The sequence below is a fragment of the Curtobacterium sp. 179-B 9B NHS genome, from assembly GCF_045370965.1.
Classification (GTDB): domain Bacteria; phylum Actinomycetota; class Actinomycetes; order Actinomycetales; family Microbacteriaceae; genus Curtobacterium.
The window spans coordinates 1-25,304 of the sequence record NZ_JBIQDQ010000025.1; the positions used below are offsets into that span (position 1 = coordinate 1).

The 25,304-nt window shown below is 71.4% G+C and carries 18 protein-coding genes; 13 read left to right on the top strand and 5 right to left on the bottom strand.

Translation table 11 applies throughout. From position 1 onward, the window contains the following. The first annotated feature begins 246 nt into the window (after positions 1–246). The 6 genes from ACH0A8_RS15175 to ACH0A8_RS15200 all read left to right on the top strand — a co-directional run bounded on the left by ACH0A8_RS15175 (position 247) and on the right by ACH0A8_RS15200 (position 9,899). Positions 247–426: an SPOR domain-containing protein gene (locus ACH0A8_RS15175; RefSeq protein WP_066654026.1), complete on the top strand. Its 180-nt coding sequence runs from the start codon at positions 247–249 to the stop codon at positions 424–426. Between the two features lie 36 nt (positions 427–462). Beyond that, entirely contained in the window at positions 463–1,800 is a 1,338-nt protein-coding gene (glnA, locus tag ACH0A8_RS15180) for a type I glutamate--ammonia ligase (RefSeq protein WP_066654028.1), read from the top strand. 21 nt (positions 1,801–1,821) lie between these two features. Then, positions 1,822–4,794, top strand: a complete 2,973-nt coding sequence (locus ACH0A8_RS15185; RefSeq protein ID WP_406907477.1) for a bifunctional [glutamine synthetase] adenylyltransferase/[glutamine synthetase]-adenylyl-L-tyrosine phosphorylase — start codon at positions 1,822–1,824, stop codon at positions 4,792–4,794. A 503-nt stretch (positions 4,795–5,297) separates the two neighbouring features. Further along, a complete protein-coding gene (locus tag ACH0A8_RS15190) occupies positions 5,298–6,899 on the top strand; it encodes a glycosyltransferase family 2 protein (protein WP_406907478.1) in 1,602 nt (533 codons plus the stop codon). Then, positions 6,892–8,478 carry a glycoside hydrolase family 26 protein gene (locus ACH0A8_RS15195; protein ID WP_406907479.1) on the top strand — a complete coding sequence of 529 codons (1,587 nt, stop codon included), beginning with the start codon at positions 6,892–6,894 and terminating at the stop codon, positions 8,476–8,478. The genes ACH0A8_RS15190 and ACH0A8_RS15195 overlap by 8 nt, the downstream gene beginning before the upstream one ends. After that, on the top strand, positions 8,475–9,899 hold the full coding sequence (locus ACH0A8_RS15200) for a UDP-glucose dehydrogenase family protein (protein WP_406907480.1): 1,425 nt from the start codon (positions 8,475–8,477) through the stop codon (positions 9,897–9,899). Before ACH0A8_RS15195 ends, ACH0A8_RS15200 begins: the two co-directional genes overlap by 4 nt. A 364-nt stretch (positions 9,900–10,263) precedes the next feature. Here the strand turns inward: ACH0A8_RS15200 and glnA (ACH0A8_RS15205) are convergent, their stop codons facing one another. Further along, positions 10,264–11,688 (bottom strand): type I glutamate--ammonia ligase, encoded by a 1,425-nt coding sequence (gene glnA, locus ACH0A8_RS15205; protein ID WP_111225920.1) that lies wholly within the window; start codon positions 11,686–11,688, stop codon positions 10,264–10,266. Between the two features lie 141 nt (positions 11,689–11,829). Between glnA (ACH0A8_RS15205) and ACH0A8_RS15210 the strand changes: the two genes are divergently transcribed. Continuing rightward, positions 11,830–12,300, top strand: a complete 471-nt coding sequence (locus ACH0A8_RS15210) for an RDD family protein (protein ID WP_271826540.1) — start codon at positions 11,830–11,832, stop codon at positions 12,298–12,300. Between the two features lie 365 nt (positions 12,301–12,665). Here the strand turns inward: ACH0A8_RS15210 and ACH0A8_RS15215 are convergent, their stop codons facing one another. Beyond that, positions 12,666–13,379, bottom strand: a complete 714-nt coding sequence (locus tag ACH0A8_RS15215) for a DUF4191 family protein (RefSeq protein ID WP_058728606.1) — start codon at positions 13,377–13,379, stop codon at positions 12,666–12,668. A gap of 127 nt (positions 13,380–13,506) precedes the next feature. Here ACH0A8_RS15215 and ACH0A8_RS15220 point away from each other — a divergent pair, with 127 nt between their 5' ends. After that, positions 13,507–14,454: a hypothetical protein gene (locus ACH0A8_RS15220; protein ID WP_406907481.1), complete on the top strand. Its 948-nt coding sequence runs from the start codon at positions 13,507–13,509 to the stop codon at positions 14,452–14,454. 169 nt (positions 14,455–14,623) lie between these two features. Here ACH0A8_RS15220 and sucB read toward each other — a convergent pair whose 3' ends face one another. From sucB to ACH0A8_RS15235, 3 genes are all read right to left on the bottom strand, one after another. After that, the gene (sucB, locus tag ACH0A8_RS15225; RefSeq protein WP_406907482.1) at positions 14,624–16,120 is read right to left on the bottom strand and encodes a 2-oxoglutarate dehydrogenase, E2 component, dihydrolipoamide succinyltransferase; all 1,497 of its coding nucleotides are present in this window, start codon (positions 16,118–16,120) and stop codon (positions 14,624–14,626) included. 73 nt (positions 16,121–16,193) lie between these two features. Beyond that, the gene (lpdA, locus tag ACH0A8_RS15230; RefSeq protein ID WP_406907483.1) at positions 16,194–17,567 is read right to left on the bottom strand and encodes a dihydrolipoyl dehydrogenase; all 1,374 of its coding nucleotides are present in this window, start codon (positions 17,565–17,567) and stop codon (positions 16,194–16,196) included. Between the two features lie 153 nt (positions 17,568–17,720). Further along, positions 17,721–19,202: a leucyl aminopeptidase gene (locus ACH0A8_RS15235; RefSeq protein ID WP_066654047.1), complete on the bottom strand. Its 1,482-nt coding sequence runs from the start codon at positions 19,200–19,202 to the stop codon at positions 17,721–17,723. A gap of 76 nt (positions 19,203–19,278) precedes the next feature. Here ACH0A8_RS15235 and ACH0A8_RS15240 point away from each other — a divergent pair, with 76 nt between their 5' ends. From ACH0A8_RS15240 to ACH0A8_RS15260, 5 genes are all read left to right on the top strand, one after another. Next, positions 19,279–20,211 carry a proteasome assembly chaperone family protein gene (locus ACH0A8_RS15240; RefSeq protein ID WP_066654048.1) on the top strand — a complete coding sequence of 311 codons (933 nt, stop codon included), beginning with the start codon at positions 19,279–19,281 and terminating at the stop codon, positions 20,209–20,211. A 113-nt stretch (positions 20,212–20,324) separates the two neighbouring features. Continuing rightward, positions 20,325–21,650: an MFS transporter gene (locus ACH0A8_RS15245; protein ID WP_311205341.1), complete on the top strand. Its 1,326-nt coding sequence runs from the start codon at positions 20,325–20,327 to the stop codon at positions 21,648–21,650. A 192-nt stretch (positions 21,651–21,842) separates the two neighbouring features. Then, on the top strand, positions 21,843–23,135 hold the full coding sequence (locus ACH0A8_RS15250; RefSeq protein WP_066654052.1) for an RNA polymerase sigma factor: 1,293 nt from the start codon (positions 21,843–21,845) through the stop codon (positions 23,133–23,135). 4 nt (positions 23,136–23,139) lie between these two features. Beyond that, entirely contained in the window at positions 23,140–24,399 is a 1,260-nt protein-coding gene (locus tag ACH0A8_RS15255) for a MurT ligase domain-containing protein (protein WP_209682856.1), read from the top strand. Beyond that, a complete protein-coding gene (locus ACH0A8_RS15260) occupies positions 24,396–25,169 on the top strand; it encodes a type 1 glutamine amidotransferase (protein ID WP_406907484.1) in 774 nt (257 codons plus the stop codon). Before ACH0A8_RS15255 ends, ACH0A8_RS15260 begins: the two co-directional genes overlap by 4 nt. Positions 25,170–25,304: the final 135 nt, after the last annotated feature.

Consider the following 25,304-nt stretch of genomic DNA (forward strand, 5'->3'; position numbering starts at 1 on the left):
TGGACCGCCGACTCGCGGTCGGCCTCGGCACGGGCGATCTCGGAGTCACGTTCCGCGACCAGCGTGGCACGGTCCGCGACCCCGCGAGTCTCGAGCTGAGCGACCGATCGCGCGCCCCGGTGCGCGAAGACTGTCGCGCAGCCCGAGACTCGGCTGCGCACCCGCCGCGCGCCGCGCGCGAGCGCGGTCCGACCCCGCACCCGTCGCGCGCGGGCACCGCCCGACCGCCGTGGGTACGGTGGCGCCATGAGCGACGAACGCATCGAGTCCCAGTGGTGGTTCAACGAGAAGACGCACGAGGTGGAGCAGGGCCCGCAGTCGCCGCAGCGCGACCGCATCGGCCCGTTCGACACCCGCGAGGACGCGCAACACGCCCTGGACCGCATCAAGGCGAACAACGAGCGCTGGGACGACGCGGACCAATAGGCTGGGAGCCCCAGCAGCACCACGGAAAGGGCGTCCATGGACAAGCAGACGGACTTCGTGCTCCGCACCATCGAGGAGCGGGGCATCAAGTTCATCCGACTCTGGTTCACCGACGTCATCGGCACGCTGAAGTCCGTCGCGATCGCCCCGGCCGAGGTCGAGGGGGCCTTCGCGGAGGGCATCGGGTTCGACGGCTCCGCGATCGAGGGCCTCACGCGCTCCTACGAGGCCGACGTCCTGGCGCACCCGGATCCCTCGACGTTCCAGATCCTGCCCTGGCGGGGCGAGGTCGACCCGACGGCGCGGATGTTCTGCGACATCACGACGCCCGACGGCCAGCCCGCCGTCGCCGACCCTCGCAACGTGCTGAAGCGGACGCTGGCGAAGGCGAGCGACCGTGGGTTCACCTTCTACACGCACCCCGAGATCGAGTTCTACCTGCTGAAGAGCCGCGACTGGGCGGACGGCGGCCCGCAGCCCGTCGACCAGGCCGGCTACTTCGACAACGTCCCCGGCGGCAGCGCCCACGACTTCCGCCGCCGCTCGGTGCGCATGCTCGAGGACCTCGGCATCTCGGTGGAGTTCTCCCACCACGAGGCGGGCCCCGGGCAGAACGAGATCGACCTCCGCTACGCCGACGCGCTGACGATGGCGGACAACATCATGACCTTCCGCACGGTGGTGAAGGAGGTCGCGATCGAGCAGGGCGTCTACGCGACCTTCATGCCGAAGCCGCTGTCGGGGCAGCCCGGCTCCGGCATGCACACGCACGTCTCGCTCTTCGAGGGCGACCAGAACGCCTTCTACGAGGCCGGCGGCGAGTACCAGCTGTCGCAGACCGCGAAGCACTTCATCGCCGGTGTGCTGCGGCACGCGCCGGAGATCACCGCCGTGACGAACCAGTTCGTCAACTCGTACAAGCGCCTGTGGGGCGGTGACGAGGCCCCGTCCTTCGTGACCTGGGGCCACAACAACCGTTCGGCCCTGGTCCGCGTGCCGCTGTACAAGCCGAACAAGGGCCAGTCCGCCCGCGTCGAGTACCGCGGCATCGACTCCGCCGCGAACCCGTACCTGGCGTACTCGCTGCTCCTCGCGGCGGGCCTCAAGGGCATCGACGAGGGCTACGAGCTCCCGCCGGAGGCCGAGGACAACGTCTGGAGCCTGTCCGACGCCGAGCGCAAGGCCCTCGGCTACAAGCAGCTCCCGGCCAGCCTCGACCACGCGCTCGGTCTGATGGAGGACTCGGAGCTCGTCGCCGAGACCCTGGGCGAGCAGGTCTTCAACTTCGTGCTGCTCAACAAGCGGCAGGAGTGGAAGGCCTACCGCGACCAGGTCACGCCGTTCGAGCTCCGCACGAACCTCGGCGCGCTCTAGCAGCCGCCCGGTGCGCCACCCATGACCGGTCGGACGAAGACGTCCCGTTCCGAGATGGCCCGCCTGGGCTTCGCGGAGCTGTCGGAGAGCCTGGAGCGGATCGCCGGCCTGGAGGCCCGGTTCGGCCCCGACCTACGGGTGCCGGTCGCCGACGCCCCGGCCCTGTGGGAGTCCACGGCCGATCCCGACGGTGCGCTCCGGCTGCTCGAGCGGCTCCTCGAGCGTGCGCCGGACGAGCTGCGGCCGGTCCTGGCGGACCGGGCGGCCACCGAGCGGCTCGTCCGGTTGCTCGGTGCGTCGACGGGGCTCGGGGAGTTCCTGCACCGTCGTCCGGCGGAGATCGCGCTGCTGCTCGAGCCGGTCACCCCGCCGTGGTCGCAGGAGGCGTACACGGAGTCGCTGGCCGACGCGGTCGCGGACGCCACCGGTGAGGACGCCCGCCTCCGGCTGCGGGTGCGCTACCGGCGGCACCTGGCGCAGATCGCCCTGTTCGACGTGCTGCACCCCGCCCCGACCGAGGCGTTCCCGGCGGTCGCCGCGGGGCTCGCCGACCTGGCCGGCGCGGCGCTCGAGGCGGCGGTCGCCGTCGCCCGGCGCGAGGTCCCGTTCCCCGCCGCCGACGTCGAGGCGACCCCGCTCGCCGTGATCGGCATGGGGAAGGCCGGCGCACGCGAGCTCAACTACGTCAGCGACGTCGACGTCATCTTCGTCACCGAGTCGACCCGTGACGACGAGACCGGCTCCGGCGTCGGAACCGACCGCGCCGTCCTCATCGCGACGCGGCTGGCGATCGCGGCGACGCACGCCATCACCGACCTCGCGGCCGAACCGGCACTGTGGGAGGTCGACGCCAACCTGCGGCCGGAGGGCAAGGACGGCGCGCTCGTCCGGACGCTCGACTCGCACGTGGCGTACTACGAGCGCTGGGCGAAGGGGTGGGAGTTCCAGGCGCTGCTCAAGGCGCGGCCGATCGCCGGCAGTCGGGACCTGGGGGAGCGCTACGCCGCAGCGGTCGCCCCGTTCGTCTGGAGTTCCGCCGGCCGGCCCGGGTTCGTCGAGTCGGTGCAGCGGATGCGGGAACGCGTCACCGAGCACATCCCGGACGACGAGGTCGACCGGCAGATCAAGCTCGGGCCGGGCGGGCTGCGTGACGTCGAGTTCACCGTGCAGCTCCTGCAGCTCGTGCACGGCCGCGACGACGACACCGTGCGGGTCCGCTCGACGCTCGAGGCGATGGACGCCCTGGCCGCCGCCGGGTACGTGGGCCGACCCGAGGCCGCACGCTTCGGCCCCGACTACGCCCTGCTGCGCCTCCTCGAGCACCGCATCCAGCTCCGACGACTGCAGCGCACGCACCTCATGCCCTCCGACGAGGACGAGCTCCGGGTGCTCGCACGCTCGACCGGGCTCGCGACCTCGGCGGCGGCGCTGGAGCAGCGGTGGCGCGGCGTGAAGCTCGAGGTCCGCGGGCTCCACGAGCGGCTCTTCTACCGACCGCTGCTCTCGGCGGTGGCCGCGACCGACGGTGACATCGTCCTGACGAACGACCAGGCGGCCGACCGCCTCGGCGCGATCGGCTTCGCGGACCCCTCGGGCGCGCTCGGCCACATCCGCGCGCTCACGCAGGGCACGAGCCGGCGGGCCGCGATCCAGCGCAACCTGCTCCCCGTGCTCCTGCGGTGGATGGCCGAGGGGCCGGCTCCGGACCGGGCGCTCCTGGCGTTCCGGCGCCTCAGCGACACGCTGGGGGAGTCGAGCTGGTTCCTCCGCATGCTCCGCGACTCGTCGGGCGCCGCGCACTCCCTGACGACCGTGCTGTCCGAGTCGGCGTTCCTCGCCGGGTTGCTCGAGCGCTTCCCCGAAGCGGTCGCGTGGCTCGACGAACCGGAGACGCTCCTCCGGCCCCGACCGCTGGCGTCCCTGCTCGCCGAACACGCCGCGACGACCGCCCGACACGGTGACGACGTCGACGGTGCCGCCGCCCTCGTCCGGTCCGCCCGACGTCGCGAGACGCTCCGGCTCGGCATGGCCGCAGTGCTGGGCCACCTCGACGTGGACGCACTCGGTCCGGCGCTGTCCGACGTCTCCGAGGCGACCCTGACCGGAGCGCTCACCCTCGCGCGGCGGGACGCTCCCGAGGGCCTCGCGTTCGGCATCGTCGCGATGGGACGCTTCGGTGGCCGGGAGCTCGGCTTCGGGTCCGACGCCGACGTGCTCTACGTGTACCGGGCGCCGGAGGGCCTCGAGTCGGAGCAGGCCTCGCGGGCGGCGCAGCGCATCGTCCGTGAGCTGTCGCGGCTGACCGACGACGCCATCCACCCGTTCGAGCTCGACATCGACCTGCGTCCGGAGGGGAAGAACGGACCGGTGGTGCGGACGCTCGAGTCGTACGGCGCGTACTACGCCCGGTGGTCGTTGACGTGGGAGGCGCAGGCGCTCCTCCGGGCCCGTGGTGCCGTCGGCGACGACGGACTCCTGCGGGACTTCGAGCACCTGGCGGACCGGACCCGGTACCCGGAGCACATCGACGAGCAGGCGGTCCGCGAGGTCCGGCGCATCAAGGCCCGCGTCGAGTCCGAGCGGCTGCCACGCGGAGCCGACCCAGCGCGGCACCTGAAGCTCGGCCGCGGGTCCCTCAGCGACGTGGAGTGGTTCGTGCAGCTGCTGCAGCTGCAGCACGCGACGACGGTGCCCGGGCTCCGTACCACCTCGACGCTCGAGGCGCTCGACGCCGCCACCGCCGCCGGACTCGTCGCGGCGGAGGACGCCGACCGCCTCGGCGCCGCCTGGCGCTTCGCGTCCCGCACCCGGAGCGCCCTCGTGCTCTGGTCCGGGAAGACGACCGACGTGCTGCCCGTCGACCGGGTGCAGCTCGAGGGCATCGCGCGCCTGATGGAGTACCCGCCCGGATCGGCGTCCCGGCTCGAGGACGACTACCTCGGCGTCACACGGCGCGCTCGCCAGGTCTTCGAGCGGGAGTTCTACGGCGCCTGAGGGTGGGGCGACACGCCCGGACCGACGTCCGCGGGGGAACGTGACACGTCGTCGTCGATGAATTCCTGATGTCGTCCGCCGTCCCCCGACGGCTGCCGCGCTGTACCCCGACCGGCACGGGCCCACCCGTCGTGACCGGACCGTGATCGGGGGCTGCGGACCGGGGCAGCAGCGGCCCCGACCAGGCACCCCCCGGACGGGGGTATGTTCTCTCCGACCTGGGGTTTCCTGCACTGAGTAGCCCCGCCTCCCGGGCCGTCATCGGCTGCTGTTGCGCTCCGGACGGCGGTGGACCGGTCCACATTCCTGCTGTCAGCAGCAGTGCGGACAGCCGCGGTCTGCCGCGAGGGGGACTGCGTTGTACCCCGTGACCTCCTGGAAACACCCCCGGACAGGGGTCGCGTTGCGGTGGCACCCAGCTTCTGCCTCAATGGGCTCACCCGAACCGCCCACGGTTCCTCGATGAAGCGGAATCCCCACCTCGAACGTTGAAGCAGGGATCGATGTTCACCTTCATTCTGCAGATCCGGCAGATGGTCGAAGGGCACCCCGAGTTCTACCTGTTCGCCGTGTACTCCGCGGTGATCTGGTTGCTCTGGCTGCTCAAGGTCGTCCTGTCCGCCCGCTACCGCCCCTACACCGGCACCTTCGTCGGGACGACCAGCGTGGTCGTCCCCGTCGTCGACGAGCCGATCGACCTCTTCCGTGACGTGATCGGCCGCATGGTCGAGCAGGGGCCGGGTGAGATCATCGTCGTCATCAACGGCGCGAGGAACGAGGCGCTGGAGCAGGTCTGCGACGAGTTCGCCCCGCTCGTCCGCTGGACCCACACGCCGATCCCGGGCAAGCGCAACGCCGTCAAGGTCGGCACCGAGATGTCGACGGGCGACATCACCGTGCTCGTGGACTCGGACACAGTGTGGACCCCGGGGACGCTCTCCGAGCTGCTCAAGCCCTTCGCCGACGAGTCCGTCGGCGGGGTCACCACCCGCCAGCGCATCCTCGAGCCGACGCGCTCGTGGATCACCCGGTGGGCCGACTGGCTCGAGAACTCGCGGGCGCTCTACTCGATGCCGGCGCAGAGCGTGCTCGGCCAGATCGGGTGCCTGCCCGGGCGCACCATCGCCTTCCGCCGGAACATCCTCGCCCGTGTCATGGACCGGTTCATGCACGAGGAGTTCATGGGCGTCTTCCTCGAGGTGTCCGACGACCGCACCCTGACGAACCTGACCCTCAAGGAGGGCTACCGGACCGTCTACCAGTACACGTCGCTGGTCTACACGGACGCACCGCTGCAGGTGAAGAAGCTGTTCAAGCAGCAACTGCGCTGGGCCCGCGGCTCGCAGTACAACACGCTGCGCATGCTCCCGTGGATGCTCGGTCACGCGCCGGTCCTGGCGGTGTTCTTCCTCACCGACATCATCCTGCCGTTCATGCTCTTCGGCGTGATCGCCGGCTGGATCTACCGCGCGGTGACCGGGCAGGGCGAGAACCTGTACCAGGGCATCCTGCAGCAGTACGGCTTCTCGACGGGCTTCGTCTACGTCGCCGGGCTCATGGTCGTCTCCAGCGTGCTGAGCATGGCGGTCCGCCAGATGCGCCACCTCGCCGAGAAGCCGAGCGACTTCTTCCGGCTGCCGATGTTCATCATCGTGTCGACGTTCTTCCTCATGCCGATCCGGCTCATCGGCTTCTTCCGCCTGGCGCACGCGTCCGGGTGGGGGACCCGCGCCGGGGCGTACGCCGGTGGTCCGATGGAGGAGGACCCTGCGGCCGCCGTCCAGCCGACCGCCACCGGCACGCCGGTCAGCCCGGTCGACGCCGGGCTGCCACCGGCGGACCGCACCGACGTCGCCCGGTCCCGGGTCGACGTCGGCGACCAGACCGCGGCCGACCGCGCGTTCGACGAGCTCTTCGGTGCCGACGCCACGACCAACTCGACCGCGACGGTCCTCGCCACCCGGCGATCGGCGGCGGCGGCTGCGGCCCCCGCCGCGCCTGTCCGTCCGGCGTCGGCGAAGGCCCGCCGTCGCAACCCGTACGCCGCGATCCCGTACCTCATCGGGTTCGCGATCCTCGCACTGGAGGCGTTCCTCATTGTCTGACCTCATCCGTTCCACCAGCACGTGGTGGGCCCAGTCGAGCAAGCACGCCCGTCGCACCGCGATCGGTACGGTCGCGATCGTCCTGGTGCTCGGCCTGATCACCTGGACCGTGTGGGTGTCGCCGGCCGGCCCGGTGTCGAGCGCGGTGCAGACCGCCCTCGGCGTCACCCCGCCGAAGGCGAAGCAGCCCACCGCCGCCGAACTCAGCGCGAAGCTCGACGCGGCGCAGCAGACCATCTGGAAGCTCGAGGGCAAGCTCGACTCCTCGGGAGCGCAGGCCGGGTCGCGGGCCGAGGAGATCACCCGCCTGAAGGCGCAGATCGCCTCGCTGCAGTCCGACCTCGGCGCTGCGACGAGCGGCGGCAAGGCGTCCGCCGGGGGGTCGGGCCCGGCGGGTTCCTCCGGCGGGTCCGGTCCGAGCGGGAGCGCTGCGGGGACCGCCGCCGGCGCCTCCGACTCCGGCGCCGGCTCGGGCGGGGGCTCCGGTTCGGGCGCGGGCTCGGGCTCGGGCGCCTCCGACGGGACGGGCGGGAGCGGCGGGACCGGCGGGACCGCGGGCCCGTCGAAGGACCCGGTCGCGTCCGAACCGATCACGACCCCGACCAAGGCGCAGATCCTCGGTCAGCAGTCCCGCTGGTACGGGCTCTACACGACGCAGTCGCCCTTCAACTGGGCCGAGTACGACCGCGTCTCGCAGGAGGTCGGCCGGGCCACGAACATGGTGGGCTACTTCCAGGGGTTCGACCAGGACTTCAATGCCAGCGCCGTCCAGCGGTCGTGGGCGAACGGCCGCCTGCCGATGATGACGTGGGAGACCGTGCCCGCGAAGACCGGGAACGACCAGCCGTACGTCGCGGGCTACACGAACCAGGACATCGTCTCCGGGAAGTTCGACGACTACCTCGCGTCCTACGCGACGGCGCTGAAGGCGAACGGGATGCCCGTCGTCATCCGCCTCGACCACGAGATGAACGGCCAGTGGTACAACTGGTCCGAGGGGTCGAAGCAGCAGAACGCGCCGGGGTCCTACGTCGCCATGTGGCAGCACGTGCACGACGTCTTCCAGGCCAACGGAGCGAACGACTACGTCATCTGGAACTGGTCGCCGTCGCGCATCGACAAGCTCGGCAACCCGAAGTACCAGACGCTCGACTACATGCGGCAGTACTACCCGGGCGCCGACTACGTCGACTGGGTCGGCATGAGCGGCTACTACCGCACGGCCACCGAGCAGCCCACGTTCCAGAACACCTTCGGAGCGACCCTCGCGCAGCTCCGGCAGGTCGCGCCGGGCAAGCACGTCCTGCTCAACGAGATCGGCGCCACCGAGACCGGCGGCAGCGTCTCGGACAGCCAGAAGTCGCAGTGGATCGACTCGCTCTTCGACGCCCTCGCCGACCCCGCCAACCGTGACGTCATCGGCTTCGCGTACTTCAGCCAGGTGGCCACCACCATCGTCGACGGCGCCCGCACCACGAACGACTGGCGCCTCGACTCCCGCGCCGACAGCCTGGCGACCTTCGCCGAGGGCATCGCCCGCACCGACACCGACTACGACCTGCAGGAGGTCAAGCAGTGACCGCTCAGAAGAAGACCGACGCCGCCGACGTGCGGCCGGCTCCCGTCATCAGTGTCATCGGCACCGGATACCTCGGCGCCACCCACGCAGCCGCCATGGCCGAGATGGGCTTCGAGACCATCGGCGTGGACGTCGACCCCGCGAAGCTCGCCGCCCTGTCCGCCGGCGAGGTGCCGTTCTACGAGCCCGGCCTGCCCGAGCTCATCACGAAGCACGTCGCCACCGGGAAGCTCCGGTTCACCGCCGACCTGGCCGAGGCCGTCGCCGCCGCGGACGTCCACTTCGTCTGCGTCGGCACGCCGCAGAAGGCCGGGTCGCACGCTGCGAACCTGACCTACGTCGAGGCCGCCACCCGCGGTGTCGCGGAGCACCTCACGCACCCGGGGCTCATCGTCGGCAAGTCCACGGTGCCCGTCGGGACGGCGGAGCGACTGCGCGGGATCGTCCGCGAGTTCAGCCCGTCCGGCATCCAGGCGGAGCTCGTCTGGAACCCGGAGTTCCTCCGCGAGGGCAAGGCCGTCGACGACACCCTGCACCCGGACCGTCTGGTCTGGGGCGGCGCGTCGGCGGCGGCGGACGCGGTGATCCGCGAGGTCTACGCGGCACCGATCGCCGAGGGCACGCCGGTCATCACGACGGACCTCGCGACCGCCGAGCTCGTGAAGGTCAGCGCGAACGCGTTCCTCGCGACGAAGATCTCCTTCATCAACGCGATCTCCGAGATGTGCGCCATCACCGGTGCCGACGTCACCACGCTCGCCGACGCCCTCGGGCACGACGTCCGCATCGGGCGCAAGTTCCTGAACGCCGGGCTCGGCTTCGGCGGCGGCTGCCTGCCGAAGGACATCCGTGCGCTCATGCACCGTGCGAACGAGATCGGCGCCGGTCGGGTCGTCGGACTGATGCAGCAGGTCGACGAGATCAACATGGGACAGCGCGAGCGGGTCATCGACATGACGATCGAGGCGCTCGGGGGTTCCGTGCTGAACCGCCGCGTGGCCGTGGTCGGGGCTGCGTTCAAGCCGCTCACCGACGACGTCCGGGACTCGCCGGCGCTCAACGTCGCTGCGGCGCTGCACCTCCGCGGCGCGCAGGTCACGCTGTGGGACCCGGAGGCGAACGATACCGCTCGTCGCTCCTTCCCGACGCTGTCCTACGCGGCGACGAAGGAGGACGCGGTCGAGGGTGCGGACGTGGTGCTCGTCCTGACGGAGTGGGACGAGATCGTGCAGGCGTCGCCGGTGTCGCTCGGCGGCATCGTCGGCCGTCGCACCGTCATCGACGCCCGCAACTGCCTCCCGGTCGCCGACTGGGTCGAGGCCGGGTGGTCCGTCCGCTCCCTGGGGCGGCCCACACCGGTCGCGAGCTCGGCCGTGAGCGTGGCGGCGGGGTCGAACGACGTGCTGGCCGCAGCGCGCTAGTCGTCACCGCGCAGGAGCGGGGTCCGTGCCGGGGGCGGCAGGGACCCCGCTCCTGTGCGTCCGGGCGTGCCTCGTCCTTCCGGGCGTACCTGGTCCTTCCGGGCGTGGCTGGTCCTTCCGGGCGTACCTGGTCCTTCCGGGCGTACCAGGTGGTTCGTTCCGACCAGGTACGCCCGTTCCCGCCCGCCATCGCGCGCGTCACGGGAAGGAACGGGCGCACAGCAGGCGACTGTCTGGAGGCCCGGTGTCGGTCCGCCGGACCGGCACCGGGCCTCCAGGCGGTCACCACGACGGCACGACGCGCCCCGCACGCAGAAGGCCCCGCACCGGAACCGGAGCGGGGCCTTCGTGGTGTCAGCGAGGATCAGACGCCGAAGTACAGCTCGTACTCGAACGGGTGCGGACGCTGCGCGAGCGGGAGGATCTCGTTCTCACGCTTGTAGTCGATCCACGTCTGGATGAGGTCCTCGGTGAAGACGTTGCCCTTCGTGAGGAACTCGTGGTCCGCCTCGAGCGCCTCGAGCGCCTCGTCGAGGGAGCCCGGCACCTGCGGGATCCCCTTGGCCTCCTCCGGCGGGAGCTCGTACAGGTCCTTGTCCACCGGCTCGTGCGGCTCGATGCGGTTCTGGATGCCGTCGAGGCCGGCCATCAGCTGCGCAGCGAAGGCGAGGTACGGGTTGCCCGAGGCGTCCGGCGCGCGGAACTCGATGCGCTTCGCCTTCGGGTTCGTGCCCGTGATCGGGATGCGGATCGCGGCGGAGCGGTTGCCGGCCGAGTAGACCAGGTTGACCGGAGCCTCGAACCCCTTGACCAGACGGTGGTAGGAGTTGATCGACGGGTTCGTGAAGGCGAGCAGCGCCGGGGCGTGCTTCAGGATGCCACCGATGTACCAGCGCGCGACGTCCGAGAGGCCGCCGTAGCCGTTCTCGTCGTAGAACAGCGGCTTGCCGTCGCTCCAGAGCGACTGGTGGGTGTGCATGCCCGAGCCGTTGTCGCCGAACAGCGGCTTCGGCATGAACGTGGCGACCTTGCCCCACTGGTCGGCCGTGTTCTTGACGATGTACTTGAACTTCAGGATGTCGTCCGCGGCGTGGACCATCGTGTCGAACTTGTAGTTGATCTCCTGCTGGCCGCCGGTACCCACCTCGTGGTGCGAGCGCTCGAGCTCGAAGCCCGCCTCGATCAGCTTGAGCGTGATGTCGTCGCGCAGGTCGGCCGTCTTGTCGACGGGGGAGACCGGGAAGTACCCGCCCTTGTAGGGGGTCTTGTTGGCGAGGTTGCCGCCCTCTTCCTCGCGACCGGTGTTCCAAGCGCCCTCTTCCGAGTCGACCGAGTAGAACGACTTGTTCTGGGTCACCGAGTAGCGGACGTCGTCGAAGATGTAGAACTCGGCCTCGGGCGCGAAGAACGCGGTGTCCGCGATGCCCGTCGACGCGAGGTACTTCTCGGCCTTCTTCGCCACCTGGCGCGGGTCGCGGCCGTAGATCTCGCCGTTCCGCGGGTTGTAGATGTCGAAGATCATGATCAGCGTGCGCTCGGCGCGGAACTGGTCGATGTACGCCGTCGTCACGTCCGGGATGAGCTGCATGTCCGACTCGTGGATCGACGCGAAGCCGCGGATCGAGGAGCCGTCGAAGAGCTGTCCGACCGAGAAGAAGTCCTCGTCGACCGTCGACGCCGGGATGTTGAAGTGCTGCTGGACACCGGGCAGGTCCGTGAAGCGGATGTCGAGGAACTTGACGTCCGTGTCCTTGATGAAGGCGAGCACCTCGGAGGAATCGCTGAACATGTGTGTCGATCTCCTGGGGGGTAGGTGATGTCGGAGGTGCCGCGGGTGCACCCTCCGACGAGGCTATTGACACCGGGTTTCCCGGACATGACTGCATTGTTTCGTGCGTGTTACGGGCACGGAGTCGCCTACCCTTGGAGCATGGCCCGCAGCACCACCCCGCCCTCGGCGTCGTCCGCACACCCCGGTGGGGAGCACCCGGACGGGTGGCCGGGCAAGGACCTCGGGCTCCCCGAGGACGGGCCGCGCAGCGTCGGCCGCATCGGTCGCCGGGTCGTCGGGCTGCTCATCGACGGCATCCTGGCCGACCTCGTGGCGTACGTCACCGGCGTGTGGTCGCCGCTCGAGGGATCCGGCGACATCGCGCACACGTGGATCCAGCTCGCGATCTTCGCGGTGCTGCAGGTCCTGTTCATCTGCACGCTGTCGGGCTCCTTCGGTCACGTGTGCGTCGGCCTGCGGGTCGTCCCGATCCGCGGCGGCTACGTCGGGGTGTGGCGACCGATCGTCCGCACCGTGCTGCTCTGCCTGGTCGTCCCGGCGCTCATCATCGACCGTGACAGCCGTGGTGCGCACGACCGCATCGCGGGGACGGTGCTCGTCCGGCGCTGACCGGCGCGGCCGGACGCGCGCGGAGCCGGAGGCGTGCGAACGACGCGCAACGACATCGTCGACGTCGTACGACAGCGGCGGTGTCGTTCTGCCCGCGGGTCGTCCGGCGGGTACGGGCGGAGCGACGAGATCGCTGTCGCACGACAGCGGCGGTGTCGTTCAGCCCGCGGTCGCCCGGCGGCGGGGGGGAGAACGACGAGATCGCTGTCGGACGAGAGCGGCGGTGTCGTTCTGCCTGGCAGCACCACCGGCAAGGTCGGCGCTCCGACGAGACCACAGTCACGAGGAGCACGCGCCTCGCACGCAGCGACGCCCCCGACCTGGCACGGTCGGGGGCGTCGTCGCTCGGAGCGCGGGGGAGACGATCAGCGCGGACGCCCGGCGCGCGCACGCATCGGGTCCATGCCCTTGGGGATCGCAGCCGCCGGGCTGTGCGTGAGGGAGTCCAGACGGTTCGCGACCGCCAGGACCTCGTTGCGGTTGAGTGCCTTCTTGTACTTGTTCATCGCCCGCGGGAGCTTGTGCAGCGTCACGCCGTCCTCGTCGTCGTCGACGTGGACCACGTGCACGGGGACGTTCGGGACGATCCGCTGGACCTTGCGGCGCTCCTCGTCCACCTGGCGCTTGAGGTTGCCCCGCTGCCCCTCGGTGATGAGGACCACACCCGGGGTGCCGACCGCGCGGTAGACGGCGGCCTGGGACCGGCCGTGCACGGCGACGGGCATCTCGCTCGATCGCCACTGGCGGCGGAGTGAGTTCGAGAGCACGGCGCCGACGGCGCCCGGCTGCCCGGCGATCTGCGAGTAGGCGGCACGCTCCGCCAGCCGACCGAGGACGATGAGGAAGAGCAGCACACCGAGCAGCACGCCGGCCACGATCCACAGCGTGATCGCGAGCCAGTTCTGGCCCGGCAGGAGCAGCGCGAGCAGGACACCCGCGACGACGGGGCCGACGAACGCCAGCAGGAACCACCAGACGGACTTCGGGTCGGCCCGACGGGTCATGGTGAAGACCTGGTACATCTGCTTGAGACGACCCGGCTCCTTCGCCGTCGTTGCTTGGGGAGTGCTGCGTGCCATGCGACCAGGATACGGCCTCGACCATCGCTCGCAGACCGCTGGTGCCCAGGCTGTGGGCGAACGTCGCCGTCCACAGGTACCGCACTCCGGCCGGGAGGCCCGTCCGGCCTCCGCGAAGCTCGTCACCATGACGACGACAGCGGGCAGCAGACGGTGGTGCGGTGCACAGGACCCCGCCGACTTCTCGGGGTGGGTCGCCGACCGCGCCGCCGGCGCCGGCCCGCACCTCGTTCCGGTGACCCGGGTCGGCAGGTGCCCGCAGGGCCACCTCGCCGCCGAGGTCCTCGACCCGTCGACCCGCGCGCTCGAGGACGCACTGGAGGCACTCGGCACGCCGACCGAGGGTGTGGCGGTCACCCTGACGGTGCCCCTGCTCGAACTCGCTGCGCGGGCACGATCGGGTGCGGTCGTGCTCGGAGCCGTCCCCTTCGACGCCGTGCGCGTCGACGAAGCGGGAGCGATCGTCGTCGCCGACCGTCCTCCCGGTGCGTCGGACACCTGCACGGGACGCACGTCGGCCGATCCCGCTGCGGACCCCCGGGCGACGGCCTGTGCCGCCGGGGTCCTCTCCCGGGTGACGGCGGCCGCTCGGGCCGAGGCAGCGGCAGCGGCAGCCTCCTCGCGGGTCGCGTGCACGCCACCGCCGGCGCACCCGCTCCCGTCTCCCCGTGACCTCGACGGCGCCCGCCAGCTCGTGACCGCCGCCCGTTCCGTGTGGGACCGTGTCGACGCGCGGTCAGCCGTCCGCAGCACGCTCGACCCGGTCCTCGACGCCGCGCGGGACGGGGACGCTCGGACGATCTCGGACGCGCTCGACCTCGTCGTCGGAGCCGCGCCACCCCGACCCGTGCGCTGGAGCAGACCGGGCCCGGCCTTCCCCGACGAGGAGCACGTCGGCGTCGGGCGTCTGCCGGACGACACCACGGACGCGATCGGCTCGGTCGCCCGGGTGGTGCGGGACCTGGTCGAGCAGGGGATCCCCCTGGGACGGGAGCGCCGAGTGCCGGTCCGGCACGTCCTCGTCGGCACGGTGGTCGCGGGCGGTCTCGTGACCGCAGCGACCGGTCTGCGCTGACCGTGACCGTGCCCGTGCCCGTGCCCGTGCCCGTGCCCGCGGCCGCAGGATCGCCGGACCGCCCCGGCCCGCGACGCACCGGGCCGGCTCCGCCGCTCCCGGTGGAACGCCGGACGGCCCCGGTCCCACCAGGGGACCGGGGCCGTCCGGTGCGGATCGGAGCGACGACTCAGTAGCCGAGGTTCGGGCCGAAGTTGCCCTCCTCGAGGCGGTTCTTCACCGCGACGAGGTACCGCGACGCGTCGGCGCCGTCGATGATCCGGTGGTCGTACGACAGCGCGAGGTAGACGAACGAACGGACGGCGATCGCCTCCTGCCCGTCGACCTTCACGACCGCCGGACGCTTGGTGACGATGCCCGTGCCGAGGATCGCGGACTGCGGCAGGAACACCACGGGGGTGTCGAACAGCGCGCCGCGCGAACCGGTGTTGGTCAGCGTGAAGGTGCCACCTGCGAGCTCGTCCGGCTTGAGCTGGTTGTTGCGCGTGCGCTCGGCCAGGTCCGCGATCGCCTTCGAGAAGTCGGCGAGCGAGAGCCCCGACGCGTCCTTGATCACCGGGGTGAGCAGGCCGCGCTCGGTGTCCACCGCGATCGACACGTTCTCGTGGTCCGGGTAGACGATCTCGTCGCCCTCGACCGTGGAGTTGATCTTCGGGTGGGCCTTGAGCGCCTCGGACGCCGCGAGGGCGAAGAACGGCATGAAGCTGAGCTTCGAACCGGTCTTCTCGAGGAACTCGGCCTTGTTCGCGTCGCGGAACTGCGCGACCTTCGTGACGTCGACCTCGACGACGCTGGTGAGCTGTGCGGTCGAGGTCATCGACTGCACGGCGCGCTCGGCGACCACCTTGCGGAGGCGCGTCATCTTCTCGCGCGTGCCGCGGAGCGGCGAGGTCTCGGCCACGAACGGGCCGGACGCCGCGGCGGCCGGAGCCGACGAACCGGCGGACGACGCCTTCGCGGCGGCGGCGAGCACGTCCTCCTTGCGGATGCGGCCACCGACCCCGGAGCCGGAGACCGTCGACAGGTCGACGTCCTGCTCGTTGGCGAGCTTGCGCACCAGCGGGGTGACGTAGCCGGAGGCCGACGCGTCCTGGTTCGGGTTCGGCACCGATGCCGACGCGGTCGAGCCGGATGCGGCCGGCGCCGGAGCAGCGGCCGGAGCCGGAGCTGCGGCGGGCGCGGGGACCGCTGCCGGCACGGCGGCGGGCGGCGGGACCGGAGCGGCCTGCGGGACGGGCGGAGCCGACGGTGCCTGCGGGGCGGCGGGCTGCGTCTGGCCACCGGGCGCCGGCTCGGCCTGCTGCGGCTCCGGAGCCTTCTGCTCCTCGCCCTGCTCGGTGCTCGGAGCCGTCTCGGGCTCGCTCTCCTCGGCGGCTGCGGCGTCCTGGTCCGCACCCTGGTCGTCCGACGAACCGGAGTCCGATCCGGACCCGTCGCCGATCTTCACCAGCGCGGTGCCGACCTCGACGGTCTCGTCCTCCTGGACGAGGATCTCCTCGACGACGCCGGCGATCGGCGACGGGATCTCGGTGTCGACCTTGTCGGTCGAGACCTCGAGCAGCGGCTCGTCGACCTCGACGCGGTCACCGACGTTCTTCAGCCATCGGGTGACCGTGCCCTCGGTGACGCTCTCGCCGAGCGCCGGGAGGTTGACGGATTCGCTCATCGGGTGGGCTCCTGTTCGCGGGTTGCTGTGGTGGTGGTTGTCATTGTCTCGGTGTGCACGGTGGACGTGGTCGTCACAGCGCGTGCAGCGGCTTGCCCGCGAGGTGGAGGAAGGCCTCGCCCAGGGCCTCGTTCTGCGTCGGGTGGGCGTGGACGAGCGGTGCGACGTCCTCCGGGTGCGCCTCCCAGTTCACCGCGAGCTGGGCCTCACCGATGAGCTCGCCGACGCGCGCGCCGATCATCGAGACACCGACGACCGGACCGTCGACGACCCGGACGACCTTGACGGCGCCGGAGGTCCCGATGATGTGGCTGCGGCCGTTGCCCGCGAGGTTGTACTCGTAGAAGTCGACCTTGTCCTTGCCGTACTCCTCCTCGGCCTTGGCCTGGGAGAGTCCGACCGAGGCGACCTCGGGGTCGGAGTAGGTCACCTTCGGGATGTTCGTGTCGGAGATGACGACGGGCTTCAGGCCCGCGATCTCCTCGGCCACGAAGATCCCCTGCTGGAAGCCGCGGTGCGCGAGCTGCAGGCCGGAGACGATGTCGCCGACGGCGTAGACGTTCGGCAGGTTGGTGGCGAGGCGCTCGTCGGTCGTGACGAACCCGCGGTCCATCGCGACGCCGACCTCGTCGAAGCCCATGTTCTGCGTGAGCGGGCCACGGCCGACCGCGACGAGGAGCACGTCGCCCTCGTAGGTCTTGCCGTCCTCGAGCGTCACGACGACGCCGTTCTCGTGCTGGTCGACGTGGTCGAAGCGCACGCCGAGCGAGAACTCGATGCCGCGCTTGCGGAAGGCGCGCTCGAGCTGCTTGGACATCGACTCGTCCTCGGCGGGGATGAGGTGGGGCAGGCCCTCGACGATCGTGACGTCGGCGCCGAACGACTTCCACACGCTGGCGAACTCGACGCCGATGACGCCACCACCGAGGATGACGACCTTGTTCGGGACGTAGTCCATCTTGAGCGCGGTCTCGGACGTGATCACGCGACCGCCGATCTCGAGGCCCGGCAGGGACTTCGAGTACGAACCCGTGGCGAGCACGACGTTCTTGCCGGTGACGGTCTGGTCGCCGACCTGCACGGTGTTCTGCGAGGTCAGACGGCCCCAGCCCTCGACGACGGTGATGCCGCGCGCCTTGACCAGGCCCTGCAGGCCCTTGTACTTCGAGTTGATGACGCCCTGCTGGTAGTCGATGACCTTCGGCACCTCGACACCCGCGAACTCGGCGATGACGCCGTACTTCTCCGCGTCGCGGGTGGCGTCGGCGACCTCGGCGGCGTGCAGCAGCGCCTTGGTCGGGATGCAGCCGCGGTGCAGGCAGGTCCCCCCGAGCTTGTCTCCCTCGATGAGCGCGACGCTCATGCCGAGCTCGGCGGCCCGGAGCGCAGCGGCGTAGCCACCACTGCCGCCACCGAGGACCACGACGTCGTAAGTCTGTTCCGTCACCTGGTGCAACTCCCTCGTGCGTGTCGGGATCCCGGTCGGACCCCACTGGACACCGCGGCGGCGGCGTCCGACGGTCGGACCGCATGGTTCCGGTCCCGTCCCGCTGGTTCCGGCGGACGCGCGTCGGTGCGCAGCCCGCCGGACACCAACCTACTACCTGGACTGGAGCTCTTCTGCGAGCCCGATGAGCGTCCGGACCATGACGCCGGTCGCGCCCTTGCCGAGCCAGCCGTACCCGCCGCCCTTGTGCTCCGAGGGGCCCGCGATGTCGAGGTGCGCCCACGGCACGCCGTCGCCCACGAACCGCTCGAGGAACTTGCCGGCGAGGAGCATCCCACCGGCCGGGTTGCCCACGGTCGCGTTGACCATGTCGGCGACGTCGCTGGCGAGTCGCGCGTCGAGCTCCTCGGGCAGGGGCATCGGCCAGATCGGCTCGGCGACGGCGTCGGCGACCGCGCGGACCCGTGCGACCAGGTCGTCGCTGCCCATCAGGCCGGTGGTCCGGTCGCCGAGGGCGACGACCTGTGCGCCGGTGAGCGTCGCGACGTCGACGAGGGCGTCGGGCTGCTCGAGCGAGGCGGCGACCATGCCGTCGCCGAGGACGAGTCGGCCCTCGGCGTCGGTGTTCGTGACCTCGACGGTCTTCCCGTTCTTCAGGGTGAGCACGTCGCCGGGGCGCGTCGCGGAGCCGGACGGCATGTTCTCGGCGAGGCACAGCCAGGCGGTGACCTTCGTGTCGAGGCCGAGGCGCGCGGCGGCGATCGTCGCGGCGAGCACGGTGGCGGCGCCGGTCATGTCGGTCTTCATGCCGAGCATCGACGCGGCGGGCTTCAGCGAGAGGCCGCCGGAGTCGAAGGTGATGCCCTTGCCGACCAGTGCGAGGTGCTTGGACGCCGACGACGGCTCGTAGCGGACGACGACCAGGCGCGGGGGACGCTCGGAGCCGCGGCCGACCCCGAGGATGCCCCCGAAGCCCTGCTCCTCGAGCTGCTGCTCGTCGAGGACCTCGACGGTGAGGGGGAGGCCCTCGGCCTGCGCGACGGCGACGTCGGCGACGTCCGCCGGGCCGAGGTCGCCGGCGGCGGTGTTCACGAGGTCACGGACGAGTGCTGCCGCGTCGGCGACGATCGCGGGCCGGACGGTGGCGTCGGCGGCGGTGTCGGCCGGCGCGACGACCGCGATGCGCTGGTCGCCCCGGGCCGGAGCCGTCGTACCGGTGCCCTTGTGCCGGGTGAAGGCGTAGGAGCCGAGCGCCGCACCCTCGAGCGCGGCGTCGACGAGCTCGGCCGAGTCGGTCGGCAGCGCCAGCGCGATCGACGCCGCCTGGGGGAGCTGGCGGACCGCGCTGCCGGCGGCCGCGCGGACGGACGCCGCGTCGACCGTGGCACCGAGGCCGACGAGTGCGATCCCGGCCGCGGCGACGCCGGTACCGGGGAGGCGGACCAGCTGGTCCTTCGCACCCGTCACACCGACGGAGCCCAGGTCGAGGTCGGCGAGCGCGTCCAGGGCGCCGGCAGCGCTCTGAGCGATCGTGGGGGCACCGCCGTCGGTGCCCGAGCGGACGCCGAGCACGAGGACGTCGGCGTCGACGTCGGAGGGGGTCGAGGTGGTGGTGGAGAGCGTCGGTCGGACCATGCGCCCAGCCTAGCCAGCACGTGTTCGCCGAGAGCGTCGGGCCGACGCAGGGGTCGGGTCGGGGGTGCCGCCTAGCATGGGGACGGTGAACCACCCCGAGGACCTGTACTCCGCTCCCGACGGCGCGCCGACCGTCCCGGCCGGGCTGCACCTGGTCGCGGGCCTGACCGGCTTCGTCGACGCGGGGTCCGCCGTCGCGCAGGTGGCCACGTCGATCCTCGACGGACTCGACCACGAGCTCGTCGCGGAGTTCGACCCGGACGTCCTGCTCGACTGGCGCGCCCGCCGGCCGGTCATCACCTTCGAGCACGACCACATCACGGCCGTCGAACCGCCGCGCCTGGCGCTGCACCTGGTGCGCGACGAGCTCGGGCAGCCGTTCCTGTTCCTCACCGGGTACGAGCCGGACTTCCAGTGGAACCGGTTCGTCGACGCCGTCACCGGCCTCGCCGACCGCCTGCAGGTCGCGGACACGACGTGGGTCCAGTCCATCCCCATGCCCGTCCCCCACACCCGTCCGATCAGTCTGACGGTGTCGGGGACCCGCGCGGACCTGGTCGAGCAGCTGAGCGTGTGGAAGCCGGAGACGCAGGCGCCCGCGAACGTCCTGCACCTGGTCGAGCACCGGCTGACGCAGCTGGGTGCATCGGTCACCGGGCTCGTCCTGCTGGTCCCGCACTACCTCGGCGACACCGAGTTCCCCGACGCGGCGGTCACCGCACTGTCGAGCATCGCGGCGGCCACCGGTCTGATCTTCCCGACCGACGCGCTGCGTGCGTCCGACCGCGAGTTCCGCACACGCGTCGAGGAGCAGGTCGCGGGCAACCCCGAGCTCCAGCGCCTGGTCGGTGTGCTCGAGGAACGGCACGACACCTACATGGAGGGCAACCCGGTCGCGTCGCCCCTGACGAACGAGGACGGCGAGGTCCCGACCGCCGACGCGATCGCGGCCGAGCTCGAGCGCTTCCTGGCCGACCGGCGGTCCGACGGCGACGCGTCGACCGACTGACGGGGAGCGGGCTGCGCCGCTCGCGGCCTGGAGGCTCCTCCACGGCCCGCACCGCGCCTCCCGTCCTCCACAGCGAGTGTCGGGCGCGGGCCGCGCGTCGGTAGCCTTGTCGGGTGAACTCCCGCCGTGCCTTCCTCGTCTGGGGCGTCGCGGTGCTCGCCTACGTCCTCGCCGTGGTGCAGCGGTCGTCGCTCGGGGTCTCCGGCGTCGACGCGCAGGACCGCTTCGCGGTCTCGGCCGCGGTCCTGTCCACGCTCGCCGTCGTGCAGATCGCCGTCTACGCCGGGCTGCAGATCCCGGTGGGGATCGCGCTCGACCGGGTGGGGCCGCGCAGGCTCGTGCTGCTGGGCGCCGCGCTGCTCGTGGTCGGCCAGGTCGTCGTCGCGTTCTCGCCGACGATCGGCCCGGCCATCGCGGGCCGGGTGCTCGTCGGGGCCGGCGACGCGATGACCTTCATCTCGGTGATCCGTCTCGTCCCGATGTGGTTCACGGGCCGCATCCTGCCGCAGATCTCCCAGTGGACGGGCAACCTCGGTCAGGTCGGACAGGTCCTGTCGGCCTTCCCGTTCGCTGTGCTCCTGCACACCGCCGGGTGGACCCCGGCGTTCGGGGTCGCCGCGGCCGCGAGCCTGGTCGGTCTCGTGCTGGCGGTCGTCTTCGTCCGCAACGGCCCCGTCGCGGTGCGGACCGACACGATCCCACTGCCCCTGCCGCACTCGTGGCGCGGCGCCTTCCACACCTTCGGGCACGCGCTGCGGCGGCCGGGCACGCAGCTCGGCTTCTGGTCCCACTACGTCACGCAGTCGTCCGGCACGGTCTTCTCGTTGCTGTGGGGCGTCCCGATGCTGCGCGGCCTCGGGTACAGCCCGTCCGAGGCGGCCGGCTTCCTCACCGTCGTCGTCGTCACCGGCTTCGTCGTGGGACCGGTGCTCGGCGTGCTCTGCGCCCGGTTCCCGCTCCGGCGGTCGAACCTGGTGCTCGGCATCGTCCTGGCGCTCGGGGTGGTGTGGACGGCGGTGCTGCTCTGGCCCGGGCACCCGCCGACGTGGCTGCTCGTCCTGCTCGTGGTCGCGATGGGGGTCGGCGGCCCGGGATCCCTCATCGGTTTCGACTTCGCGCGCAGCTTCAACCCGGTCGGGTCGCTCGGCTCGGCGAACGGCGTCGTGAACGTCGGCGGGTTCCTGGCGGCCTTCGTCATGATGTTCCTCATCGGGACGCTGCTCGACGTCGTGTCGGGCGCGACGGGGCGCACGGTGTTCGCCTGGGACAACTTCCGCGTCGCGCTCACCGTCCAGTACGTGGTGGTCGGGTTCGGCGTCGTGATGCTGCTGCTCGCGCGCCGACGGACCCGGCGGCAGATGCACGCGCAGGACGGAATACGGGTGGGGCCGCTCTGGGTTGCACTGGTTGCGCGCCTGCGGAAGCAGGCCGTGCAATAATGGAGGACGGACCCGTTCGGGCCCCTCACGACCGCGTCGCCTCGCTGCGCCGCGGGGGTCGGGGGACTTGACATGGGTCCTCATGCTGCCCGGAACGGTAGGACCTGACGACGCGGGGGACTGCGGCCCAGGCCCTGGGCGGCGAGGGAAGCCACGACCCCACGAACGTGGCACGACGAGAGAGGTGATCGCATGGCTGCCCGGAGCACGACGATCGATCCCACGAAGGACACCGAGCCCGAGGCCGTCGCGGCGGACGACGCCGACGCGGCCGAGGGGAAGGCTGCGCCGAAGAAGCGCGCCACCAAGACCACCGCCGCGAAGAAGCCCGCTGCGAAGGCAGCGCCGAAGAAGACGGCCACGCGCGCGAAGAAGAAGGACGACGACGAGGACGAGGACGACGAGGCCGTCGAGCCCGCGGACGACGCCGTCGACGCGACGGACGACGCCGAGGACACCGAGACCGAGGAGAAGGACGCCAAGCCGGACGCCGCAGCAGCGGTCGCCGCGGGCGCGCTCGTCATCTCGCAGTCCGACGACGACGAGGCACCGGTCTACTCGACCACGATCACCGGCGCCACCGCCGACCCGGTCAAGGACTACCTGAAGCAGATCGGCAAGGTCGCGCTCCTCAACGCCGAGCAGGAGGTCGAGCTCGCGATGCGGATCGAGGCCGGCCTGTTCGCCGAGGACAAGCTGCAGCACTCGACCGGTCTCTCCAAGCCGGAGGAGCGCGAGCTCCGCTGGGTCGCCCGTGACGGGCAGCGCGCCAAGTCCCACCTGCTCGGCGCGAACCTGCGCCTCGTCGTCTCGCTGGCCAAGCGCTACACGGGCCGCGGCATGCAGTTCCTGGACCTCATCCAGGAGGGCAACCTCGGTCTGATCCGTGCGGTCGAGAAGTTCGACTACACCAAGGGCTTCAAGTTCTCGACGTACGCCACCTGGTGGATCCGTCAGGCGATCACCCGCGCGATGGCCGACCAGGCCCGCACCATCCGCATCCCGGTGCACATGGTCGAGGTCATCAACAAGCTGGCCCGTGTGCAGCGCCAGATGCTGCAGGACCTCGGTCGCGAGCCCACTCCGGAAGAGCTCGCCCGCGAGCTCGACATGACCCCGGAGAAGGTCGTCGAGGTGCAGAAGTACGGTCGCGAGCCGATCTCGCTCCACACCCCGCTGGGTGAGGACGGCGACTCGGAGTTCGGCGACCTGATCGAGGACACCGAGGCGGTCGTGCCGGCCGACGCCGTGGGCTTCACGATGCTGCAGAAGCAGCTCGAGAGCCTGCTCGACTCCCTGTCCGAGCGCGAGGCGGGCGTGATCCGCATGCGCTTCGGCCTCGGTGACGGTCAGCCGAAGACCCTCGACCAGATCGGGGACACGTTCGGCGTGACGCGCGAGCGGATCCGACAGATCGAGTCCAAGACGATGGCGAAGCTCCGCCACCCGTCCCGGTCGCAGTCGCTCCGCGACTACCTCGAGTAGGCCGATGCGCTTCCTCATCCCGATCCTGGTCGGGCGGGTCCTCCGCGCCCTCGCACGTGCGCGGGGCGGCGGGTCCGCCTACCCGGGCTACATCGTCCTCAAGCTCGTGCCGGACTTCCTCCAGCACGTGACGAAGCAGTTCCCGAACGGCGTCGTCTTCGTGCTCGGCTCCAACGGCAAGTCGACGACGACGCACATGATCTCGGACATCGTCCGGGCACACGGCCTCCGCGTCTTCACGAACCCGTCCGGTGCGAACCTGCCGCAGGGCATCGCCTCGGCGCTGTTGTCCGAGGTGTCGCTGACCGGCAGGCTCAAGGCGGACATCGGCATCCTCGAGGTGGACGAGGCCTTCGCGGTCGAGCTCGCCGGCATCCTGTCCCCGTCGACGGTGACGATGCTCAACGTGCAGGTGGACCAGCTCTACCGGTTCTTCGAGACCGAGCGCGTTGCGACGATGATGCTCGACACGGCGGCGCTGTCCACGGCGAACGTCATCACGAACCGGGACGACCAGTTCCTCGACGCGTACGCGGGCCGCTCGGGCCAGCGCGTGCTCCGCTTCGGCGCGAGCGCCGAGGTCGTGGCTGCGGCCCCGAACGGGCTGCAGAACGCCGACGACTTCGACCGGACCGCCGGCGAGCCGAACCCTGCCGAGTCCGAGGTCGTCGCCAACACCGGCGACGGAGCGACGATCCGGTTCGACGGCACCGACATCCCCGTCCGGCTGCCGGCACGGGGCCTGCACTACGCGGTGGACGCAGCGGCTGCGACCGCGACCGCGAGCGCCGCACTGGGTGCGCAGTTCCGGGCCGACGCCGTCACGAGGGCCTTCGGCACGATGAAGCCCGCGTACGGGCGAGGCGAGCGCCTGCCGATCGCTGGCGAGTCCGCCGAGTTCACGATGTTCAAGAACGCGGCGAGCCTGCAGCTCAACCTCGACGCCCTGCCGGACCGCCCGGAGCAGGTCCTCATGGCGATCGACGAGGGCACCCCGGACATCTCCTGGATCTACGACATCGACTTCTCGAAGCTCGACCACGTGGACGTCGTGTCCGGGGACAAGGCGTGGCAGATCGCCATCGCGCTCGAGCACGCCGGTGTCCGCATCGGCCGTGTCGAGCCCGACGTCGAGGCTGCCATCCGGCACATGGAGCAGCTCGGCTCGACGACGTCGGGGACGAAGAACTTCATCGTCAACTACGAGATCATGATGATCGCCCGCAAGGCCCTCGGCCACGGCGACATGGAGAAGACCGCATGACGGCCGACCGGCTGACCATCCTGCACGTCTACCCGCGTCAGATGGGGGTCTCGGGCGACCGCGGCAACGTCGTGGCCCTCACCCGCCGTGCCGAGGCCGTTGGCATCGCCACGGAGGTCGTCACGTACGCGCCGGGCGACCAGCTCCCTGCTGCGGCCGACGTCGTCGTCGTGGGCAACGGGCCGCTCAGCGCCATGCGCTCGCTCGGGGCCGACGTCACGCGTGTCGGGGCGTCCCTCCGCGAGTTCGCCGCTGCCGGCGTGCCCGTCGTGGCCGTCGGCGGGGGCTTCGACCTCGCGACCAACGAGGTCGTCCCCACCGAGGGATCACCCGTCGCGGGCTTCGGCGTGTTCGACGCGCGGGCCGTCCGCGGTGCCGAGCGTCGGGTGAACTACTTCGTGCTCGACACGCGGTACCCCCTGCTGCCCGGCGCACCGAAGCGTCTCGCCGGCTTCGAGGACCACGCGACCCGGATCGAACTGGCTCCGGGCGTCGAGCCCTTCGCCGACGTCGTGTCCGGTGGCGGCAACCAGGCCGGGTCCGCCGTCGAGGGGGCGATCACGGGTTCGTCCTTCGGCACGCACACCCAGGGGCCGATCCTGCCGCTCAACCCGCAGCTGACCGATGCGGTGCTCGCTGCGGCGACCAAGCGCCTCGGGCGCGAGTACGCGCCGGACCCGGAGCGGACGGCGACCGTCGACCGGTACGCGCGCGAAGCGCGCGCGACCGTCGACCGCTACGTCGACAAGGCCTTCAAGCGGATCGCTTAGTCGACCTGGCGGTCGTCACGACGACGAACGGGAGGCGGGGGGGCCGCGGGGCCCCCCCCCCCCCGCCCGCCCGGGGGGGGGGGGGGGCTCGACACGGGGGGGGGGCGGGGCGCGGCGGGGCCCCCCAGCGCGGGG

Bases quoted from the DNA above. Each gene is read 5' to 3' on its own strand.
- ACH0A8_RS15175 (WP_066654026.1), top strand. From the start codon at position 247: ATGAGCGACGAACGCATCGAGTCCCAGTGGTGGTTCAACGAGAAGACG.
- glnA (WP_066654028.1), top strand. From the start codon at position 463: ATGGACAAGCAGACGGACTTCGTGCTCCGCACCATCGAGGAGCGGGGC.
- ACH0A8_RS15185 (WP_406907477.1), top strand. From the start codon at position 1,822: ATGACCGGTCGGACGAAGACGTCCCGTTCCGAGATGGCCCGCCTGGGC.
- ACH0A8_RS15190 (WP_406907478.1), top strand. From the start codon at position 5,298: ATGTTCACCTTCATTCTGCAGATCCGGCAGATGGTCGAAGGGCACCCC.
- glnA (WP_111225920.1), bottom strand. From the start codon at position 11,688: ATGTTCAGCGATTCCTCCGAGGTGCTCGCCTTCATCAAGGACACGGAC.
- ACH0A8_RS15210 (WP_271826540.1), top strand. From the start codon at position 11,830: ATGGCCCGCAGCACCACCCCGCCCTCGGCGTCGTCCGCACACCCCGGT.
- ACH0A8_RS15215 (WP_058728606.1), bottom strand. From the start codon at position 13,379: ATGGCACGCAGCACTCCCCAAGCAACGACGGCGAAGGAGCCGGGTCGT.
- ACH0A8_RS15220 (WP_406907481.1), top strand. From the start codon at position 13,507: ATGACGACGACAGCGGGCAGCAGACGGTGGTGCGGTGCACAGGACCCC.
- sucB (WP_406907482.1), bottom strand. From the start codon at position 16,120: ATGAGCGAATCCGTCAACCTCCCGGCGCTCGGCGAGAGCGTCACCGAG.
- ACH0A8_RS15235 (WP_066654047.1), bottom strand. From the start codon at position 19,202: ATGGTCCGACCGACGCTCTCCACCACCACCTCGACCCCCTCCGACGTC.
- ACH0A8_RS15240 (WP_066654048.1), top strand. From the start codon at position 19,279: ATGGGGACGGTGAACCACCCCGAGGACCTGTACTCCGCTCCCGACGGC.
- ACH0A8_RS15250 (WP_066654052.1), top strand. From the start codon at position 21,843: ATGGCTGCCCGGAGCACGACGATCGATCCCACGAAGGACACCGAGCCC.
- ACH0A8_RS15255 (WP_209682856.1), top strand. From the start codon at position 23,140: ATGCGCTTCCTCATCCCGATCCTGGTCGGGCGGGTCCTCCGCGCCCTC.
- ACH0A8_RS15260 (WP_406907484.1), top strand. From the start codon at position 24,396: ATGACGGCCGACCGGCTGACCATCCTGCACGTCTACCCGCGTCAGATG.